The 19745-nt window shown below is 66.9% G+C and carries 13 protein-coding genes; 5 read left to right on the forward strand and 8 right to left on the reverse strand.

The features are described from left to right. Positions 1-150: 150 nt before the first annotated feature. Positions 151-4659 (reverse strand): PAS domain S-box protein, encoded by a 4509-nt coding sequence (locus ACSQ3D_RS06410; RefSeq protein WP_436126295.1) that lies wholly within the window; start codon positions 4657-4659, stop codon positions 151-153. A 4-nt stretch (positions 4660-4663) separates the two neighbouring features. Then, positions 4664-5593, reverse strand: a complete 930-nt coding sequence (locus ACSQ3D_RS06415; protein ID WP_436126296.1) for a diguanylate cyclase domain-containing protein — start codon at positions 5591-5593, stop codon at positions 4664-4666. A 303-nt stretch (positions 5594-5896) separates the two neighbouring features. Here ACSQ3D_RS06415 and ACSQ3D_RS06420 point away from each other — a divergent pair, with 303 nt between their 5' ends. Next, positions 5897-6064 (forward strand): hypothetical protein, encoded by a 168-nt coding sequence (locus ACSQ3D_RS06420; RefSeq protein WP_396504448.1) that lies wholly within the window; start codon positions 5897-5899, stop codon positions 6062-6064. Between the two features lie 82 nt (positions 6065-6146). Here ACSQ3D_RS06420 and ACSQ3D_RS06425 read toward each other — a convergent pair whose 3' ends face one another. After that, positions 6147-6851 (reverse strand): hypothetical protein, encoded by a 705-nt coding sequence (locus tag ACSQ3D_RS06425; RefSeq protein ID WP_436126297.1) that lies wholly within the window; start codon positions 6849-6851, stop codon positions 6147-6149. Between the two features lie 42 nt (positions 6852-6893). Then, on the reverse strand, positions 6894-10373 hold the full coding sequence (gene mfd / locus ACSQ3D_RS06430; RefSeq protein ID WP_436126298.1) for a transcription-repair coupling factor: 3480 nt from the start codon (positions 10371-10373) through the stop codon (positions 6894-6896). 203 nt (positions 10374-10576) lie between these two features. On the opposite strand from mfd, the gene ACSQ3D_RS06435 reads away from it, so the two are divergent. Then, on the forward strand, positions 10577-11485 hold the full coding sequence (locus ACSQ3D_RS06435) for an IspD/TarI family cytidylyltransferase (protein WP_436126299.1): 909 nt from the start codon (positions 10577-10579) through the stop codon (positions 11483-11485). Positions 11486-11667: 182 nt separating this feature from the next. Further along, entirely contained in the window at positions 11668-12147 is a 480-nt protein-coding gene (gene ispF, locus ACSQ3D_RS06440; RefSeq protein WP_056418421.1) for a 2-C-methyl-D-erythritol 2,4-cyclodiphosphate synthase, read from the forward strand. A gap of 304 nt (positions 12148-12451) precedes the next feature. Here the strand turns inward: ispF and ACSQ3D_RS06445 are convergent, their stop codons facing one another. Together ACSQ3D_RS06445 and ACSQ3D_RS06450 are read right to left on the reverse strand one after the other, a co-directional pair. Further along, positions 12452-13432, reverse strand: a complete 981-nt coding sequence (locus tag ACSQ3D_RS06445) for a Bug family tripartite tricarboxylate transporter substrate binding protein (protein WP_396504452.1) — start codon at positions 13430-13432, stop codon at positions 12452-12454. Positions 13433-13446: 14 nt separating this feature from the next. Continuing rightward, positions 13447-14475 (reverse strand): porin, encoded by a 1029-nt coding sequence (locus tag ACSQ3D_RS06450; RefSeq protein WP_396504453.1) that lies wholly within the window; start codon positions 14473-14475, stop codon positions 13447-13449. A gap of 201 nt (positions 14476-14676) precedes the next feature. Between ACSQ3D_RS06450 and ACSQ3D_RS06455 the strand changes: the two genes are divergently transcribed. Continuing rightward, on the forward strand, positions 14677-16047 hold the full coding sequence (locus tag ACSQ3D_RS06455) for an adenylosuccinate lyase family protein (RefSeq protein WP_396504454.1): 1371 nt from the start codon (positions 14677-14679) through the stop codon (positions 16045-16047). Between the two features lie 29 nt (positions 16048-16076). Here the strand turns inward: ACSQ3D_RS06455 and ACSQ3D_RS06460 are convergent, their stop codons facing one another. Further along, positions 16077-17207 (reverse strand): GntR family transcriptional regulator, encoded by a 1131-nt coding sequence (locus ACSQ3D_RS06460; protein ID WP_436126300.1) that lies wholly within the window; start codon positions 17205-17207, stop codon positions 16077-16079. A 51-nt stretch (positions 17208-17258) separates the two neighbouring features. Beyond that, a complete protein-coding gene (locus tag ACSQ3D_RS06465; RefSeq protein ID WP_436126301.1) occupies positions 17259-18296 on the reverse strand; it encodes a LacI family DNA-binding transcriptional regulator in 1038 nt (345 codons plus the stop codon). Between the two features lie 469 nt (positions 18297-18765). Here ACSQ3D_RS06465 and kdgD point away from each other — a divergent pair, with 469 nt between their 5' ends. Continuing rightward, positions 18766-19677, forward strand: coding sequence for a 5-dehydro-4-deoxyglucarate dehydratase (kdgD, locus tag ACSQ3D_RS06470; protein WP_436126302.1), 912 nt, complete (start codon positions 18766-18768; stop codon positions 19675-19677). Positions 19678-19745 lie beyond the last annotated feature (68 nt).

Raw genomic sequence — 19745 nt, forward strand, 5'->3', positions numbered from 1 at the left:
TCACGCTTCAGTTGCTTCTGTTTTTATAGCATTCAGCGCTTTCCAGGGGCGCGCTCACAGTGCTTTGAGCGCTCGGTCCCGCCGAGAGGGCTCGATCAGCATGCAGGGGTGATGTCGGTGCGGCCGGTTGTGGGTCATTTGGCCGACAGCTCAAGCCCCCCGCTCCGGTGCTGCGGATGGTGGCGCCACGCGAGCCAGCAAGGCGCTGGCACTGGCGAAATCGAGGTCGGCCATGTGGCGTTGCAGGCTGGCCAGCGACGCCGTTCCCAGTTGCGCGGTGAGCACGGGTTCGAGCTTGCGCGTCCACTCAAGAGCGTCGAGATCCTGGGTGGCCAGGAGATGCTGCAGGTACATGATCTGCTCCCAGGTGCCAGGCGACAGCGCCGCCGCGTGGCCGTGCGCAACTGTGGAATCTCGCTGCACGCTGATCGTGGGGTCCAGCGCCCACTGACGGGCCATGTCCTGCATCTGCGCCGTCAGCACAGCAATGCCTGTGGTGTCGCCACGGCGCGCCGACGCTTGCGCTTGCGAGGCCAAGGCATGCATCTGCTCGGCACCCACCGTTCCGGACATGCCCTTGAGGTCGTGCAGCACTGCGGCCGCATTCCGGGAAGCCGCTAGACGGGCGTCGGTGGCGGACTCCGGCATGGCTGTGTTCAGCGCCCCGGCTAGGTTGTCCAGCGTGGCGGAAATGCGTTGCAGCATTTGCCACAGAAGCTCGGTGGAGCCTTGAAGCCGAGAAAAGGACAGCTGCGCGGACACCCCCTCCACCCGCGGCCAGTCGGCGGGGGGCTCAGCGGCAGGTGGCAGTGCGTGCTGGACGGCCAGGTCATCGTGGCCCGGCAGATGGCGGCGAATGGTCCTCACCAGCATGGGCGGATCGAACGGCTTGCCCACAATCGCGTTCATGCCCGCGACCAGGGCCTCTTCGCGCTCGGCCGACGAGACTCCGGCCGTCAGTCCGATGACCGGCAGTTGCAGCAGGCCCAGGGAGGTCCTGATCCGGCGGGTGGCATCAAGGCCGTCGAGCACCGGCATGTGCACATCCATCAGCACTGCATCGAAGCGGTCCGGATGCTGTGCCAGCAGGTCGAGCGCCGCCTGCCCATGCCGGGCGACAGACACCTGGGCACCCTCGCTGGTCAGGATGCGGGCAGCCACCTCCTGGTTCACCTCGTTGTCGTCCACGACCAGCAGTGACATGCCGCGCAGTCCTTGCCCCTCAGGCACAGGGGCGTCCGGTGCCGTTGCGGGCTGGCTGCCTGCCGCGCGGTGCAGCGGCAGCGCCACCATGAATTGGCTGCCCTGGCCGATCTGGCTGTGCAGTTCGATGTGCCCGTCCATGAGCTCTACCAACTGCTTGACGATGGACAGGCCCAGGCCGGTGCCGCCGAACCGGCGTGTGGTGGACGTGTCCGCCTGCACAAAAGGCGCGAACAGCCGCTGCCTGGATTCCTCGGAGATCCCGATGCCGGTATCGCTCACCACAAAGCGGACTTCCACCGTGTCGGCAGTCAGTTCTTGAAAGCGCACCTCGAGCCGCACTTCACCCTGGTCGGTGAACTTCACCGCATTGCTCAACAGGTTGATCAGGACCTGGCGCAGGCGTGTGCTGTCGCCCTCCAGCGCGATGTCGGGCGGCCCTGCGCCATCCACCACATAGGCAATGCCCTTGGCTTGGGCCTGGGGCTCGATCAATGCGGACACATCGCGCACCACCTGGCCCATGTCCAGCGCAAGCGTCTCCAGCGTCACTTCGCCCGCTTCGATCTTGGACAGATCGAGCACGTCGTTGATGACGGCCAGCAGGGCTTTGCCTGCCACCTGCACCTGCTGCAGCATGCGTTGCTGCTCGCCGTCGAGCGCGGTGCGTGCCAGCAGGTAGGACAGTCCGATCACCGCGTTCATCGGGGTGCGGATCTCGTGGCTCATGTTCGCCAGAAAGCGGCTCTTGGCGTCGCTCGCCTCCCGCGCCTGTTGCATGGCAATGCGCAGAGATTTCTCTTGCTCCAGGCGCGTACTCACATCATGGGCGATGCCCAGATACCCGACGAACGAGCCCGTCGCATCGGCCATGCGCGTCACCGCCAGCGATACCGGCACCCGGCCTCCGTCGGCCCGCGCCAGGCGCCACTGGCGCAAGGGGTCTTGGCTGGCGGTGTGGATCAGGGCCATTCTCACTTCGGGAGCAATGCTGTCCATGGGGTCTTGCCGCATCGGCGCAGGTCCTGGGTCCGAGGCCTGATCGCCGTTCTCGACGAAATCCGAGGCATTGCGGTGTCCGATGATCTGCTGCGCTGGCTCCCCCAGCAGCAGTTCGGCTCCGCGATTGAACACCGTCACCACGCCCTGCGCATCGGTGGCCACAATCGCGACCTGTGTGGACGCCTCCAGGACGGTGCGCAGCAGCGTGAGGGTGCTTTGCAACTGCATCTCGGTGCGCTTGCGGTCCGTGATGTCGGTGCGGATGGACACGTATTTTTCGACCCGGCCCTGGGCATCCAGAAACGGCGCCACGACGCTGTCCACCCAGTACAGAGCGCCGCTTTTCGAGCGGTTGCACACCTCTGCCCGCCAACTGTGGCCCGCGCTGATGGTGCGCCACATGTCCACCCAGAAAGACGCCGCGTGCGTACCGGAGTTGACGATGCGGTGGTTGCGCCCCATGAGCTCGTCCCGCTCGAACCCGGAAATGCGGCAAAACGCATCGTTCACATCCACAATGCGGCCCCAGCGGTCGGCGACAGACACGATGGTGTGCTTGTTGAGGGTTTCCAGCAGCGCCGCATTGTCCCGCTGGACGGCGGCGAGCTGCAGGCGGCTCTCGGTGAGTTCCGTCACGTCGTGCACGAAGGCGTAGAAGCCCTTGACCTGGCCCTCGGCAATGTCCGGCAGATAGTGCACGAGAGAGTGCCGCTGGCGTTCGCCTTCGTTGCCGCGACGCGTCTGCTCGAACATGCGGGCCTCGCCCCGCAGCGCCGCCTGGACGTGGGGCGCAGACATCTCGTACATGCTCTCGCCGATCAGCTCGCGCAGGTGCATGCCCGGCACCAGGGCGGGGTCCATGTCGAACCATTCGCCATACGCCCGGTTGGCCACCCGGTTGCGCTGGTCCGGGCCCCAGTAGCCGATCTGGGATGGCATCGCGTCCAGCACGGTTTGCAGGGCGTGCCTTGCGGATTCCAGGTCGCTGGTGCGCTCGCGCACCTGGTCTTCCAGGGTGGCGTTCAGTTCAATGACCCGCAGTGCTGCAGCCCGCACTTCACGCACGTCGCGCAAGGTCTTGGCCAGGCCCACGATGCGGCCATGGCTGTCCTCGATGGGGCTGGCGGAGACCGAGACATCGATCAGCGTGCCGTCTCGATGGCGCCGCGATGTCTCGTACGCCTTGACCCGCTGCCCCTTGGCCACCATGGCCAGCATGGACTCGTCTTCGCCCTCGCGCCCTGCGGGTACCAGCAGCTCCTGCGCGGTGTGGCCCAGCACCTCGTCAGGCTCGTACCCGAAGAGCCGTCTGGCCCCGTCGTTCCAGTCGGTGATGATGCCCTGCAAGGTCTGCACGATGATGGCATCGTCGGACCCCTGCACGATGGCCGCGCGCCTGGCCTGTTCCAGCAACTGGCTGCGCGAGCGGTGCACCAGGTGCAGCACGGCGATGGCCAGCGCCGTCGCGGCCAGGCCCAATAGCACGACCATGACCGCTTCGCGTTGCGGCGGTGCGAGGTTGAGCGATGCAACGAATGCGGGAGTGGGCCGCATGTCGACCTCCCACTCGCGGCCGAACAGGGGCAGGGCGGTCAGCCTTCCAATGCCTGGCTCGGCCGGCATCTCGGCATGGCTGCTGTACAGCCACTGGCCCTCGGGTGCGAGGCGGTCGCGGATGCGCAGCATGAAATGCCCCGACTCCACATCGAGCCCGCGCAGCACCTCGTCCATCTGCAGCGGCGCATACACCCAACCCCGCAGGGCCTGCTCACGGCTTTCGGTCGTGTCCGTTGCGGCACCAAACCGGTAGACCGGCAGCATGAGCAGCAGGCCTCGGGAGGGTGTGCCCGCGTCCTGCAGCAGCGTGATGGGGCCGCTCAACGTGGCCTGTCCGGAGCGCATGGCCGTCACAGCGGTGGCCAGGCGCAAGGGCTCTGAAGCGATGTCCAGCCCCACCACCGGATTGTTGCGTTCCAGGGGTTCGATGTACTGGATGACGTAGAGATCGCCAGCATGCTGCTCGAACTGGTGCACGCTGAAATCGATCCAGTCTTCTGCCCGCACCTTGCGCACGAAGGCGACCTCGTCCTGTCTGGCGACCCTGTGGATATACCCGAAGCCGCGGGCCCCCGGGAACTCGCGCGCGAAGTCCCGGCTCTGGCTGTAGCGCATGAAGGCCTTGTGGTCGAGGTCGTCGCCCGCCGCCGCCACGGCTCCCCGGGTGCCGCGCAGGCCGTACTCATACTGCCGCATGCGCACGGCGATCTCTTCCATGACCCGGCCTTTGAGCCCGTCGAAGCGCTTGTCCAGGGCCTCCCGGTTTTGCTGCACCTGCTGGTCGTAGGCCACCACGGCTGCAACCAGGGTGATGCACATCACCACCAACGCCACGAGGATCGACATCCTCGCCACGTTGGTGGCATTCTGGCTGGACTGGCGCGGGTCGGCAGCCATCGGTTCAGTACCCTGGGCGCCACGCGCGCCAGCAGTCTCTCCCATCGTTCTTGGCGGCGTAGAGCGCTTTGTCGGCGCGGCCCACCAGCCCCCACAGGTCTTCGTCATCCACGGGCTCGGCCTGGGACTGTGCGTGCGCCGAGCGGGTCGCCACGCCCACGCTCACCGTCACATGGTCTGCATGAAGGGATGCTGCGTGCGGCAGTCCCAGCATGCGCACCGCCTGTACGGTGCGCTCTGCCACCTCCTGCGCACCCGCCGCATCCGTTTCGGGCAGCATGATGGCGAACTCTTCACCGCCCAGGCGGCCGACCAGATCCCCGGGTCGCTGGCCCGCGGACAGCAGGACTTGCACAAGGGCCTTCAGGCAACTGTCACCCGCAGGGTGTCCATAGTGGTCGTTGTAGCGCTTGAAATGGTCCACGTCCACCATCAGGAGCGACAAGGGCGTGGCACTGCGCGCGCACCGCTGCCATTCCCGCAGCAGCAGTTCATCGAAATGGCGGCGGTTGCTCACGCCGGTCAACCCGTCGGTCGTGGCCAGATTGCGCAGTTCGTCGGTGAGGCTCTTGATGCGCAACTGCGTGCGTACGCGCGCCAGCAGCAAGGCCGCGTTCACGGGCTTGGTAATGAAGTCGACGGCACCGGCCTCCAGGCCCCGGACCTCGGATTCCGTCTCACCGTGGCCGGTCACAAAAATCACGGGCACATTCGCCAGCCGGGCATCCCCCTTCATGGCCGCGCAGACCTCATAGCCGCTCATGCCGGGCATCTCGGCGTCCAGCAGCACCAGGTCGGGAATGCTGCGTGCCATCTGTTCCATCGCGTCGCCGCCACGCGTGGCAAACCGCAGTTGGGCAACCCCTTTGAGCATGCCCGCCATCACCTGGATCATGGCGGAATTGTCATCAACGATGAGGATGCTCGTGTTCATGCACTGCCCATTCTGGGTTTCGTTGTAGGCACCGGCAAGTGCAATCTGCGTACTGCCTGCTGCGGCGCTGTGCGCGGCGCCATCCAGGCTCCAAAAAGCGCGCATCCTACGGCCAGCCTCTGACGTCGTCCTGACGTGGAACTCCGCGCATCGCGGCCTGGTCGTGCCAGGCGGCGAGTGTGCGGACGGTGGCGGGATTTTTCCTTGACTTGCGTCAAGTCTTTCGGGCGCACGTCGCGCGTGTAACAAAACGCTTAGCGATTTGGCGATCGCGACTCACAATGGTTCTCCTGGAGGGGCGCCATGATCAACAGGTTTTTGAACCGGGTTTCGCCGTTTCGAAGTGTTCGGGCGCGTTTTTCGGCGGTGATGGGGGGCTCGGGCATCGTTCTGGGCCTGGCCCTGACCTTTTTCATGCAGTGGCATCTGGAAGAAGGTTTGAGCAACTCGGCCCGGGACGGTCAGCGGTAGCGGCCTTTTTGGGTCTAATCTGCCCAGCGGTACCCACCGGGCGTGGTTGACCGAAACACTGCTGCAGAGACAGGGCCTTGTCTCAGGAGTACAGCCATCTTGTAAACCACCCATTCACTGAATGCGGGACCCATCCCGCCACAGCCTCGGTGACAAACCAGAACACGATCAGCCCCAGCATTCCGGCACACCACAGGCTCAGCCACCGCAGCATCGGGTATGCGGGCCACACGCGGTGCCGTGCCGCAACCAGCACGATGATCCCCACGACGCCGCCCAGAGCTGCCGGCCACGGGACATACGACCAATTCGTCCCGTCCAGTGCCAGCACTGCCGCGGCGGTGCACGCCGCACCCACCGCCCCGCTCACCAAGCACCGCCGCCCGGTCCATTGCGCCAGCGGAGCGAAAAGCCACAGCGCCACGCTCAGAGCCAGCGCGGCAGAGCCCGGCGTGCCTGGCCAGATGTACGGGTCGGGGATGTCATAGCGGACTGAATAGCCGATGTCCCTCATCGTGGCGGGTAGCCAGAACTGCCACCAGCACGTGAGCGCCACCACCATAGATGCGGCCGCTCGATGCAACCGGGCTCCGAGCTTGAGGGCAGCCCGGGGGGCCAGCACGCTGACCGGGATGCTGATAACCACCAAAAACCCGGGCGACCAATGAATGTTCATCGGGCCGCTGGACGAGAACCCGCTTTGCGCGCTCCAGGCTGCAACCACCCACAGCACCAGCAGCAGCGCCCACGCGGCGGACCACGCCCTGCGCGCGGTGTCGGTCAACATGGATTCACCACTGCCCGCAGCGCGAGGAGAGTCTGCAACCCGTCAAGCCGGCACAGCCACCGGCTGCCCCAGCGAGCGCAAGATATCCCGCACCATCTGCGCGCGGTCCTTCGGGTCCTTCAACTCACGCTCGATGCGCAGCTTCTCGTTGCCCGCCAGCTTGATGTGCTTGTTCTTCTGGATGAGCTCGATGATGCGCATCGGGTCGATGGGCGGCTGGGGTTTGAAGGTGATGTTGATCACGCCCGGGGCGGCATCGACCTTCACCACGCCGTAGGGCTGGCTCAGCACGCGCAGGCGGTGCACGTCGATGAGGGTCTGGGCCTGCGGCGGCAGTTTGCCGAAGCGGTCCACGATCTCTTCGAGCAGGCCGTCGATCTGGTCGGGCGTCTTGGCGGTGGCCAGCTTCTTGTAGAACGACAGGCGCAGGTGCACGTCGCCGCAGTAGTCGTCGGGCAGCAGGGCGGGGGCGTGCAGGTTGATGTCGGTGGTGACGCTCAGCGGGCTGAGCAGGTCCGGCTCCTTGCCGGCCTTGAGTGCCTTGACGGCTTCGTTGAGCATCTCGTTGTACAGCTGGAAGCCCACCTCCAGCATGTTGCCGCTCTGGTTCTCGCCCAGCACCTCGCCGGCGCCGCGGATCTCCAGGTCGTGCATGGCCAGGTAGAAGCCGCTGCCCAGTTCCTCCATCTGCTGGATGGCGTCGAGCCGCTGCGCGGCGTGCTTGGTCAGGCCCTCGGTGTCGGGCACCATGAGGTAGGCGTACGCCTGGTGGTGGCTGCGGCCCACGCGGCCGCGCAGCTGGTGCAGCTGCGCCAGGCCGAACTTGTCGGCGCGGCTCATGATGATGGTGTTGGCCGTGGGCACGTCGATGCCGGTCTCGATGATGGTCGAGCACAAGAGGATGTTGTAGCGCTGGGCCACGAAGTCGCGCATCACGCGCTCCAGTTCGCGCTCCGGCATCTGGCCATGGGCCACGGCGATACGGGCCTCGGGCAGTATCTCTTCGAGCTTCTGGCGGCGGTTCTCGATGGTCTCCACCTCGTTGTGCAGGAAGTACACCTGCCCGCCCCGCTTCAATTCGCGCAGCACCGCCTCGCGGATCACACCCGTGCCCTCGTTACGGACGAAGGTCTTGATCGCCAGGCGCCGCTGCGGCGCGGTGGCGATGACCGACAGGTCGCGCAGGCCTTCGAGCGCCATGCCCAGCGTGCGCGGGATGGGCGTGGCCGTCAGCGTCAGCACGTCCACCTCGGCGCGCAGGGCCTTCATCTGCTCCTTGTGGCGCACGCCGAAACGGTGTTCCTCGTCGATGATGAGCAGACCCAGGTTGTGGAACTTGGTGGACTCAGACAACAGCTTGTGCGTGCCGACCACGATGTCCACCGTGCCGTCGCCGATGCCCTTGATGGCGGCAGTGATCTCCTTGCCCGAACGAAAGCGCGACACCTCGGCCACCTTCACCGGCCACTTGCTGAAGCGGTCCACCAGCGTCTGGTAGTGCTGCTCGGCCAGCAGGGTGGTGGGCGCCAGAAAGGCCACCTGCTTGCCGCCGGTGACGGCCACGAAGGCCGCGCGCAGGGCCACCTCGGTCTTGCCGAAGCCCACGTCGCCGCAGACCAGGCGGTCCATGGGGCGGGGGCTGATCATGTCCTGGATCACCGCGTGGATGGCGGCGTTCTGGTCGGCGGTTTCTTCGAAGCCGAAGTCGTTGGCAAAGGTCTCGTAGTCCTGCGGGCTGTAGCGGAAGGCGTGGCCTTCGCGCGCCGCGCGGCGGGCATAGATGTTGAGCAGCTCGGCCGCGCTGTCGCGCACCTGCTCGGCGGCCTTGCGCTTGGCCTTTTCCCACTGGCCGCTACCGAGCTTGTGCAGCGGCGCTTCGTCGGCACTCACGCCGGTGTAGCGGCTGATCAGCTGCAGCTGGCTCACGGGCACGTAGAGCACGGCCTTGTCGGCGTATTCGAGGTGCAGGAACTCCTGCATGGCGGGCGTGCCGTCGGGGTTCTTGTTGCCCACGTCCATGTTGACGAGGCCGCGGTAGCGGCCGATGCCGTGCGCGCTGTGCACCACGGGGTCGCCGACGTTCAGCTCGGCCAGGTCCTTGATCAAGGCCTCGACGTCGCTCACCTGCTCCTGCTTCTTGCGCCGGCGCGTGGTGGGGCCGGCGGCGAAGAGCTCGGTCTCGGTGACGAAGTCGATGCCGTCCTCGATCCAACTGAAGCCCACCGTGAGGCCGGCGGTGGCGATGCCCACCTTTTCGTCGGCCGTGCCCTGGAACTCGGCCAGCGAGTCGAAGGCCGGCGGGTTCACGCCGCTGGCGCGCAGAAAGTCGAGCAGGCTCTCACGCCGGCCCGCGCTTTCGGCCAGCAGCAGCACGCGGTGCTGGGTGTTGCGGATGTGGGCGTGCAGGCGGGCCAGCGGGTCTTCGGCACCACGCACTACCGACAGGTCGCCCAGCTTCTGAAAGTGCGGGTTGTCGGCAATGTCCTCCACGCCAGGGCGGATGGACAGCTGCGCATGCTCCTTGGCGCGCGTGTAGAACTGGTCGGCCGAGAGGAACAGCTCCTCGGGCGGCAGCACCGGACGCTCGGGGTCGCCCTGCACCAGGCGAAAGCGGTCTTTCGTGTCTTGCCAAAAGCGCTGGAAGGCGGGCTCCAGGTCGCCGTGCAGCACGACGGTGGCCTCTGACCCGAGGTAGTCGAACACCGTCGCTGTGTCATCGAAGAACAGCGGCAGGTAGTACTCGATACCGGCCGTGGCCACGCCCGCGCCCATGTCCTTGTAGATGCGGCTCTTGGTCGGGTCGCCCTCCAGCATCTCGCGCCAGCGGCTCCTGAACTTGGCGCGTGCCTCGTCGTCCATGGGGAATTCGCGGCCGGGCAGCAGGCGCACCTCGGGCACGGGGTACAGGCTGCGCTGGCTGTCGGGGTCGAACGTGCGGATGCTGTCGATTTCGTCGTCGAACAGGTCCACCCGGTACGGCACCAGCGAGCCCATGGGGAACAGGTCGATCAGCCCGCCGCGCACCGCGTATTCGCCGGGGCTGACCACCTGCGACACGTGGCTGTAGCCCGCCAGCGTGAGCTGGGCCTTGAACTTGGCCTCGTCGAGCTTTTGCTTGACCTTGAAGTGGAAGGTGTAGCCCGCCAGGAAGGACGGCGGCGCCAACCGGTACAGCGCCGTAGTGGCGGGCACCAGCACCACGTCGGCGCCGGTGTCCTTGTCCTTTTGGCTGATGCGCCACAGGGTGGCCAACCGCTCGCTGATCAGATCCTGGTGGGGCGAGAACGTATCGTAGGGCAGCGTCTCCCAGTCCGGGAACAGCGCGCAGCGCAGCCCGGGCGCGAAGAACGCCATTTCCTCGATGAGGCGCTGCGCATCGGTGGCGTCGGCCGTGACGATGGCGGTGGTGCGGCCGGCGGCCTTGTCGCGTTCGGCCAGGCGGGCCAGCAGCAGCGAATCGGCGCTGCCCACGGGGCGGGGCAGGGTGAAGCGTTTTCCGGGGGAGAGTTTGGGCAGTTCCATGCGGACGGTACGTGTCGTCGGTGGGCCCGCCGCACCCGTTGGGCGCAGAAAGCGCACGGGCTGTTTCGGGGGCAACGGAGCATTCTAGGACCTGCGCATGAACTCTGCCGGGCCCGCGCACGCGCTTGCCCGCCGCCGCCTGCGGCAGCGCCCAGGACGCAGTGGACGGTGCACCATCCCGCCCCTCCTAAAATGGCACCCTCATGACCATCGATCCGCTGCTGCAATCCTCGCTCGCCACGTCCCACGCCCCTCCAGTGGCGCCGGGGCGGTTCTGGGCGCTGGTGCCCTGCGCGGGCACCGGGTCGCGGGCGGTGGCAGCACCGCCTGCCGCGCCGGCGGGCTCCACCGTGTCGGCCTTCGGCGCGCTGGCTGCCGCGGCGGGCGAGCCAGCCGCGCTGCCACCCCTGCCCAAGCAGTACCACCTGGTGGCGGGCTACCCGATGGTCATGCACACGCTGGCGGCATTTGCGGGTGTGGGCCGCCTGGCCGGCATCTTGGTCGCCGTGGCGCCTGGGGATCATTTTCTGCAGGCCCACGCGCATCCCTCGTTCTTTGTGGTCGACTGCGGCGGTCCCACCCGCGCCGCCACGGTGCAGGGCGGGCTGGCAGCGCTGGAGGCGCGGGGCGCCCAGCGCGACGACTGGGTGCTGGTGCACGATGCAGCGCGCTGCCTGGTCACGGCCGAGCAGATCGACCGGCTCATCGACGTGTGCGCGCACGACAGCGTGGGCGGCCTGCTGGCGCACCAATTGGCCGACACGCTCAAGACATCGACCGACGGCCCGGGCGGCGTGCGCGTGTCCTCCACGGTGGACCGCAGCAACAAGTGGCTGGCGCAGACGCCGCAGATGTTCCGCATCGGCCCGCTGCAGGATGCCCTGGCGAAGGTGGGAACGAACGTGACCGACGAAGCCAGCGCGATGGAGGCGATGGGCCTGCACCCGCGCCTGGTGCCTGGCGGCGCGCAGAACTTCAAGGTGACCTACCCCGACGACTTTGCACTGGCCGAAGCCGTGCTGGCCCAGCGCGGCCACGGCACCACGCTGGCGCGCTTCGGCGGCGAGCGCGGGCAGGGCGCCACCGAGACGGGGCGCAAGACTATTTTTTGAAGCACATCGCGCGCGGATTCGCTGGTGCGAGACTCGGATTTATCAACGCAGCGGAACAGGAGCGGCTCACCAGCTCAGCCCTGCGGTTCTGGCGACGCGCTTGGCCGCAGGCAGTACGCACGTACGGCACGGCGGGGCAACGACGCCACAAGAGCTGGGTAAGTCGCTAACGAAAGGCACACATGAATTTCAGGATTGGAGAAGGTTGGGACGTGCATGCGCTGGTGCCAGGCCGCGCGCTGGTGATCGGCGGGGTGACCATCCCCCACACCATGGGTCTGCTGGGCCATTCGGATGCCGACGTGTTGCTGCATGCGATCACCGACGCCATTCTGGGCGCGGCGGGCCTGGGTGACATCGGCACCCATTTCCCGGACACCGACGCGCAGTTCCGCGGGGCAGACTCTGCCGTGCTGCTGGCGGAAGCCGCGCGCCGCGTGCGCGCGGCGGGCTACACCATCGGCAATGTGGACAGCACCGTGGTGGCCCAGGCCCCGCGCCTGGCTGCGCACATTCCCGGCATGCGCGAGTGCATTGCCAAGGCGCTGGCCATCGAGCCGGGCCAGGTGAATGTGAAAGCCAAGACCGCCGAACGCCTGGGGCCCGTGGGTCAGGGGCTGGCGATGGAAGCGCGGGCCGCGGCGCTGATCTACAAAGCCTGAGGCGCTGCGCGCCAAAACCGACGGCCGCTCGGTGTTGGACGGGTAATGTGACCGGGCGTTGTGCCTGCAGCATCAGCGTGCCGCTTCGACGACACGCACCAGGCCTTGTCACAGCATTCGGGTGCTTCAAGCGCAGTGACCGATATACGAGAGCCTACGGCGCCGGTGGTGAAAAAACTGGCGGGCGCGGTGCGCAACTGAGTCCGCCCCGTCGTCCCACCCGCCATGGCGAAGGAGGCACCGCCAGCGCCACCAGGAGGGTGCGGTGCCTTGCGCAAACAGTCGGCGGCCTTGCTGTCTGCCGTCACTCCATCGTGATTTTGGAGTTGGTCACGATGTCGCGGTACAGCGCAGCCTGGGGCTTGATGAAGGCCTTGAACTCGGACCCGCCCATGGGTGCCACGGTGATGCCTGCGTCCAGCAGCTTCTGGCGCAGCTCGGGCTGGGCCAGCGTCTCCTTCAGGGCCTTGTCGTATGCGGCCACGGTGGTGGCGGGTGTGCCAGCCTTGAGGAACAACCCCTGCCACAGCGGCAAAGCCATACCGGCGAAGCCGTCTTCCTCACCGATGCGCTTGACGTCGGGCAGTTGGGGTACGCGCACGGTGTCGGAGACCGACAGGGCCTTGATCTTGCCGTCCTTGAGGAATGGCATCGCGGTAGAGAGCACCAGCATGGCGCTGTCCACCTGGCCGCCCACCAGGTCGTTGGTGATGTGCGTGCCGCCGCGGTAGGGCACGTGCAGCATGGCGACCTTGGCCTGCTTGTTGATGAGCGCGCCGTACAGGTGCTGCATGGTGCCGATGCCCGGCGTGGCGAAGTTGATGCTGTCCTTGCCGCCCTTGCGCAGTGCCGCCACCAGGTCGGCCAGGCTGGCATAGGGGGCCGCCTTGGGCACGGCGAAGATCATGGGCACGGTGCTCATGCGGCCCACGGGCACCAGGTCGTTCTCCCAGTCGAGCTTGACCTTGGCGTTGACCATGGGCACCACGACCGTGTCGGTGCCGCCCATGTAGAGCAGGCTGCCGTCGGTGGGCCCGTTGAGCACGCGTTGAGCGGCCAGCATGCCGCTGGCGCCGGCCGCGTTCTCGACGATGACGGTGCGTGACAGGCGTTTGCCCAGTTCTGTGCCCACGACGCGCGCCACCAGGTCGGCGCTGCCGCCGGCCGAGTAACCCACGATGAGCGAGATGGGTTTGCTGTCGCCCTGGGCATGGACTGCAAGGCTGGGGGCCAGTGCGCCTGCTGCGATGGCGGCAGCTTGATTCAGGAGTTCTCTGCGTTGCATGGCATGCCTCCTGTTCAGAACGTGTGCTTCACGCCGAAATCGATCGCCGTGGTGCGTGTGAGCCCGTCGCGCTGGGCGGTACCCAGGTTGGTGTAGAGCAAAGTGCGCTTGCTCAGGTCGTACTGCAGGCCCACGCCGATCATCTGCGAATCGAGGTTCGTCGCTGGGTTGAGCTTCCCGTACATCACATAGGTGCGGCCGAAGCTCAGCGGCACCAGGGCCGAGACGCTGTAGGCAGTGGCATCGCCGTTGAGGCCGCCCTTGGCGCGGCTGACGCTGGCCTTGGCCTGCACCACGCCGAAATCGTATCCGCCCGCCACTAGTGCCAAGTGGGTGCTGGCGTCGAGCCGGTCAAATGCGGCGCCCAGCCACACCGGGCCGTTCTTGTACTGCAGGTTGCCCGAGGTGGCGTTGCTGCGTGTGCCCTCTCCCAGTGCTGCGGCAACCTCTGCGCTGACGCCCGCAATGGTGGGCGACTTGTAGCCGACCGTGTTGGCCCAACGGATGTTGGAGGCCTCCACCGTGGCGGCCACCGGCGTGTAGTTGGCATAGGTGTAGGCGGAGCCGAGCTGGCTCACATAGCTCCAGTAGGTGGGGTCGGCGTTCAGCGCCACGGTGTAGGCGGCCGAGTATTCGCGGCCCGCATACACCTCGCCCCAATCCTTGCTGCCCACGGCCACCACCGAGCGGCCCAGCCAGAACACATTGGGGTTGCTGGGCGCGCCGGTGTCGGCGGCAAAGCGGTGCTCCAGCTGAAAGCGCGAGTACAGGCCGCCACCCAGGTCCTCGCGCGCCGCAAAGCCCAGGCGCGAGGTGTTGCCGGCCTTGAGCGTCCACACCAGGGGCGTCACGCCGCGGCCGGGCAGCAGCGCGCCCGGCGTGGTGCCGCCGTTGGCGCGGGCCAGGCCCTGGTCGACGATCCCGTAGATGGTGAGCGAGGACTGCGCCTGCGCTGCACCGCAGGCACCAAGGCCGGCGAAGGCCAGTAACAGCGCGAGAGAGGTGGAGCAGGCGGGGGCACCTGCCGGGGAATACCTTGTCATGGACTTGTCTCCGATGGGATGGGGTTTGTAGCTGACAGTCAAATTGTATGTATTGATTTTTTGTAATGCAATACAATGCAACTCAATCGAAGGCGTGCCTGGTGCTATTCGATGCTGAATCTATTCAGATTTTTCTAATCAAATCAATACAATACAAGTGCAATCCAGGGACATACCCTAGGTTGTATGAACGGAGCACACATGGCGGTCGGAATGTTCGAATCCTTCATCACGGGCCACTGGTTCAGTGCCGAGGCCAAGGCCTTTTGGAGCGATGGCGCTACGCTGCAAGCCTGGCTGGACGTGGAGGCCGCGCTGGCCCGTGCGCAGGCCGAGCTGGGCGTGATCCCGTCCGAGGCGGCGCCCGTGATTGCCGCGAACGCCCGTGCCGAGCTGTTCGACCTGCCGCAGCTCGCAGAGGCCATCGCTTTTGCCCAGCACCCACTGGTCCCGGTGCTGCACCGCTTCGAGCAGTTGTGCGGCGAGCCGGCAGCCGGCTACATCCACTGGGGTGCCACCACGCAGAACATCTTCGACACCGCCAGCGCGCTGCAGATGCAGCGCACGCACGCGCTGCTGGCGGGGCACCTGGATGGCGCCATCGATGCGCTGGCCACGCTGGCCCTGGCGCACCAGGCCACGCCCATGGCAGGGCGCACGCATGGCCAGCATGCGCTGCCCATGACGCTGGGCTTCAAGCTCGCGGGCTGGGTGGACGAGCTCGACCGCAGCCGCCAGCGCCTGGCCGAGCGGCTGGCCACATGCTTCCCGGCCAGCATGGGCGGCGCCATCGGCACCTTTGCCGCCACCGGGCCGCTGGGGCCGGCGGTCCAGGCACGGCTGGCGGCGCAACTGGGGCTGCTGGCAGCGCCGCTGCCGCTGCGGTCGTCCTTCGACCGGGCAGGTGATTACCTGGCTGCGCTGGGCTTGCTCGCTGGCACGGCCCAGAAGATCGCGCAGGATGTCGTCTTTTTGCAGCGCACCGAGATCGGCGAGGTGGCCGAGGCGTTCCACCTGGGCAAGGTGGGCAGCTCCACCATGGCGCAAAAGCGCAACCCCTCCACCGCGCTGCTGCTGGTGAGCCTGGCACGCATGCTGCGCACCCGCGTGCAGGCCGCGCAGGACACGATGGTGCGCATGGACGAGGGCGATTCATCGGCCACCAACGTGGCGGACGCCCTGCTGCCCGAGATCGCCATCATCGCCGCCTCGGTCACGGAAACGCTGGCGCGCCTGGCCCGCGGCCTGGTCGTGGACGAAGAGGCGATGGCGCGCAATTTGGGGCTGACGCAGGGCCTGATCGCATCCGAAGCCGTGATGATGCGGCTGACCCAGCGCATGGGCCGGCATGAAGCGCACCGCCTGCTCTACGCGGCAGCGCAGCGCGCGCAGTCCGAGGGCGTGTCCTTCGTGGAGGCGATCCGTGCGCTGCCACCGTTTGACGGCGGTGCCCTGCCGGCCGACCTGCTGCGGGCGCTGGATGCAAAGACCTATGTGGGCGAGTCGGCGGCGCTCACGGTGCAGACGGTGGCGCGTGTGGCACCCGGCTGCTTGGAGCCAGTTCGCCGATGAGAGACCTCAGGCAGCTCGTGAACAGGTTGTCAGGCTAAAGCCGCCACCGATGTGCCCACGCGACGCACCACAGGCGTGAGGTGGATGCCGTAGGGCCTGTCGGCATCCGCCCAGCGCGCGGTAATGGCGCCGTGCAGGGCCTCCACCTGATCGGCCACGCTGCAGCCCACCACGTCGAAGAAATCGGCATGCTCGTTGGCCAGGTCGGTGCGGCCCAGCAGCACTACGCTCAGCTGCGCGGGCACGGCGATGCCGGAATGGGTCAGCAGGCGCTGAAACAGGGCACCGTCCTCGATGCCCCAGGCCACCAGCGCGGTGAAGGGCAGGGCGCCGCTGCCACCGGCGCTGGCCTGCAACTGCTGCACCAGCCGTGTGGCGTAGTCCTCGTGTGGGAGCTGGTCCTGGGTGATCTCGATCAGCTCCACGCCGGGCAGGGTGTGCTGCAGGCTGGCAAAGCGGCGCCGCCCGAGTTGCGTGGCCAGATAGGGGTGGGCCGTCGTGGCATAGGCGATGCGCCGGTGCCCTTGCTGCACCAGCTGTTCGATGGCGGCGGCCAGCGGTTCGCCCCATTCAGTGCCGACGGCCTCGACGTCGGCACCCACCAGGGCTGCGCCGTCAACGGCCAGCACCTCGCACTTGTCGCGCAGCGCGGCCAGCAGGGCAATGGGAATGGCCTTGAAGGTGGACTGCACCACGCAGGCATCGAAGCGCGGCAGGCCCTTGAGCACGGTGAGTGCATGGTCCGGGTCGTTGTACGACAGCTCCAGCACCCGGTGTCCTTCGGCCGCCAGGCGGCGCTGCAGCCCTTCCACCAGTACCCGGCCGCGCGCAATGCTGATGGAGCGGCGCAGCAGCAGCACCGATTTCACGGTGGGGAGGGCGGCGCCCGCCGCGTGAGCCCGGGGGCGCTCGCCGTCGGCCGGCGCTGCTGCGGCAGGGTGCGCGCCGGTGCCGCGGAAGTAGGTGCCACGCCCCACCTGCGAGTCGATCAGGCCCCGGTCCTTGAGACCCTGGAAAGCGCGCTGCACCAGCATCTGTGATGCGCCAAAGCGCTTCATCAGCTCGCGGATGGTGGGCAGTCGCTCGCCGGGTTGGGCCTTGTGGGCCAAGTGGTCGAGGAACTGGTCGAGGTCCGGCGGAGAGCTGGCGGTGCTGCGCATGATGTCAATACAATACACCACAAATTGCATGTGCCGCCTGGGCGGATGCGGCTATGCGCTTTCCCGCTCCACGATGGAAAAGCCGATGTCCACCACCGGCTCCGCCACGGACTTGCCGTCGGCACGGTCGGCGATCAACTGAGCCGCCATCTGCCCCATGCGCGTGCCGTCGATGCGCACGGTGGTGAGGCTGGGGCTCACCGTCTGCGCAAAGTCGATATCGCCAAAGCCCACTACGGCCAACCGGCCCGGCACGGTGATGCCGCGCACGCGTGCCTCGGTCAGCACACCCAACGCCAGCATGTCGGAGCTGCAGAACACGGCATCGATGTCCGGCGCGTCGGCCAGCAGTGCAGCCAGGCCGTCGCGACCGTCGGCGTGCGTGGTGGGGGACTTGCCCAGCCGCACCGCCGGCTCGCGCAGCCCCAGGCGCAGGGCCGCGGCCTGGAAGCCGCGGGCACGGCGGGCGGCGCGTTCGTCACCACCGCTGAGCAGCGCCAGGTGGCGCCGGCCCTTGGCGACCAGGTGCTCGCACACGGCGGCGCCCAGTGCTTCGTGCCGCAGGCCCACCAGCATGTCGATGGGGGTGTCGGTGAAGTCCCAAGTTTCCACGATGGGGATGCCCGATGCCATGAGCATGCGGCGCCCCTCGGGCGAGTGCATGACGCCGGTGACCACGATGCCGTCGGGGCGCCGGCCGACGATGGCGCGCAGCAGTTCGTCCTCGCGCGAGTGCGCATAGCCGACCTGGCCCACCATCACCTGAAAGCCGCGCAGTTCCAGCGCATCGGTGAGCGACTGCACCATCTCGCCAAACAGCGGCCCGGTCAGGGTAGGAACCAGCGCGGTGACCACATGGCTGCGCGCCGAGCGCAACCCCCCGGCCACCAGGTTGGGCACGTAGCCCATGTTGGAGACGGCCTCCTGCACGCGCACCCGCGTCGCCTCCGACACCTGGTGCGGTGTGTTGATGGCGCGCGAGACGGTGATCATCGACACGCCCGCGCGCTCGGCCACCTCCCGCAGCGTGACCGCAGGGCGGTCGCGCGGTGCGGGGGATGCTGTGGCGGGAGTGGGGGGGGCTTGCATGGTCGGAGTCTATCGACAAGCAGTATGGAATTGCCTCGTGGACGGGGTCGGCGGTGAGCCTGGCGCGACTCAGTGTGGCATTGGCCGGCGTAGCTGCCGCTGTGAGGGTCAGCGTCCAGAAAGCGTCCCCCAGGGTGATTTCCGCTGCCTGACTGTCTGCGATTTTGAATAAACATGGCTGCTACCGCTTGATGGTCAAGCGTTTTAAGCTATTAAAAATATAGCAAAGCATTTTTTGGGAGGCTTCACGGCATAGCCAAAGAGATCCCATGACTAAGGGTTAACCTTAGTATCGAATGATTTTGTTAACGTTAACATTTGGCTTGAAAAATGCAAATCGAGCGTATCTCCCAGGTACGTGCGGACGCGTCAAGGCGGTTGTATGACTTCTGCCGCGGCCGACGACGCTGCTGCTGATGCCTGTTTTTTTGCCATCTCCCACCCACCGATCTGATCTGACTGGATGACCATGAACCCGCAAGAACTCAAATCCATCATGGGCTCCGGCCTGCTGTCGTTCCCCATCACCGACTTCGACGAGCAGGGTGAATTCCGCCCCAAGACCTACATCGAGCGCCTGGAGTGGCTGGCCCCCTACGGCGCCAGCGCCCTGTTCGCCGCCGGCGGCACGGGTGAGTACTTCTCGCTGTCGGGCCCCGAGTACGGCCAGGTGGTCAAGACCGCGGTGGACACCTGCCGCGGCAAGGTGCCGATCATTGCCGGTGCCGGCGGCCCCACCCGCACCGCCATCGCCCATGCCCAGGAAGCCGAGCGTCTGGGCGCCCACGGCATCCTGCTCTTGCCCCACTACCTGACCGAAGCCGGCCAGGAAGGCCTGATCGAGCATGTGGCCCAGGTGTGCAACAGCGTGAAGTTCGGCGTCATCGTCTACAACCGCGACCGCACCAAGCTCACGGCCAATTCCCTGGCCATCCTGGCCGACCGTTGCCCCAACCTGATCGGCTTCAAGGACGGCGTGGGCAACATCGAGACCATGTCTTCGATCTTCATGAAGATGGGCGACCGCTTCTCGTACCTGGGCGGGCTGCCCACGGCCGAGGTCTATGCGGCTGCCTACAAGGCGCTGGGCACGCCGGTGTATTCGTCCGCCGTCTTCAACTTCATCCCCAAGACCGCGATGGAGTTCTACAAGGCCGTGGCGGCGGACGACACCGCCACGCAGCACAAGCTGCTCAAGGAGTTCTTCATGCCCTACCTGGCCATCCGCAACCGGGTGGAAGGCTATGGCGTCTCCATCATCAAGGCGGGCGCCAAGATCGTGGGCCACGACGGCGGCCCGGTGCGCGCGCCGCTGACGGACCTGCAGCCCAGCGAGATGGAAGAGCTCAAGGCGCTCATCGACAAGCTAGGCCCGCAGTAACCGCACTACGCGCCCAGCCCGACCCCATCCCGTTCCACGCAAGACCCGACCCAGGCCCCGCAGAGGGC

The sequence above is a fragment of the Acidovorax sp. LjRoot117 genome, from assembly GCF_964252695.1.
In the GTDB taxonomy this organism is placed as follows: domain Bacteria; phylum Pseudomonadota; class Gammaproteobacteria; order Burkholderiales; family Burkholderiaceae_C; genus Acidovorax.

Excerpts from the sequence above, each read along its gene's own strand:
- kdgD (WP_436126302.1), top strand. The coding sequence starts at position 18,766 with ATGAACCCGCAAGAACTCAAATCCATCATGGGCTCCGGCCTGCTGTCG.
- ACSQ3D_RS06415 (WP_436126296.1), bottom strand. The coding sequence starts at position 5,593 with ATGAACACGAGCATCCTCATCGTTGATGACAATTCCGCCATGATCCAG.
- ACSQ3D_RS06425 (WP_436126297.1), bottom strand. The coding sequence starts at position 6,851 with ATGTTGACCGACACCGCGCGCAGGGCGTGGTCCGCCGCGTGGGCGCTG.
- ACSQ3D_RS06455 (WP_396504454.1), top strand. The coding sequence starts at position 14,677 with ATGGCGGTCGGAATGTTCGAATCCTTCATCACGGGCCACTGGTTCAGT.
- ACSQ3D_RS06445 (WP_396504452.1), bottom strand. The coding sequence starts at position 13,432 with ATGCAACGCAGAGAACTCCTGAATCAAGCTGCCGCCATCGCAGCAGGC.
- ACSQ3D_RS06435 (WP_436126299.1), top strand. The coding sequence starts at position 10,577 with ATGACCATCGATCCGCTGCTGCAATCCTCGCTCGCCACGTCCCACGCC.
- ACSQ3D_RS06410 (WP_436126295.1), bottom strand. The coding sequence starts at position 4,659 with ATGGCTGCCGACCCGCGCCAGTCCAGCCAGAATGCCACCAACGTGGCG.
- ACSQ3D_RS06420 (WP_396504448.1), top strand. The coding sequence starts at position 5,897 with ATGATCAACAGGTTTTTGAACCGGGTTTCGCCGTTTCGAAGTGTTCGG.
- ispF (WP_056418421.1), top strand. The coding sequence starts at position 11,668 with ATGAATTTCAGGATTGGAGAAGGTTGGGACGTGCATGCGCTGGTGCCA.
- ACSQ3D_RS06450 (WP_396504453.1), bottom strand. The coding sequence starts at position 14,475 with ATGACAAGGTATTCCCCGGCAGGTGCCCCCGCCTGCTCCACCTCTCTC.
- ACSQ3D_RS06460 (WP_436126300.1), bottom strand. The coding sequence starts at position 17,207 with ATGCGCAGCACCGCCAGCTCTCCGCCGGACCTCGACCAGTTCCTCGAC.
- mfd (WP_436126298.1), bottom strand. The coding sequence starts at position 10,373 with ATGGAACTGCCCAAACTCTCCCCCGGAAAACGCTTCACCCTGCCCCGC.
- ACSQ3D_RS06465 (WP_436126301.1), bottom strand. The coding sequence starts at position 18,296 with ATGCAAGCCCCCCCCACTCCCGCCACAGCATCCCCCGCACCGCGCGAC.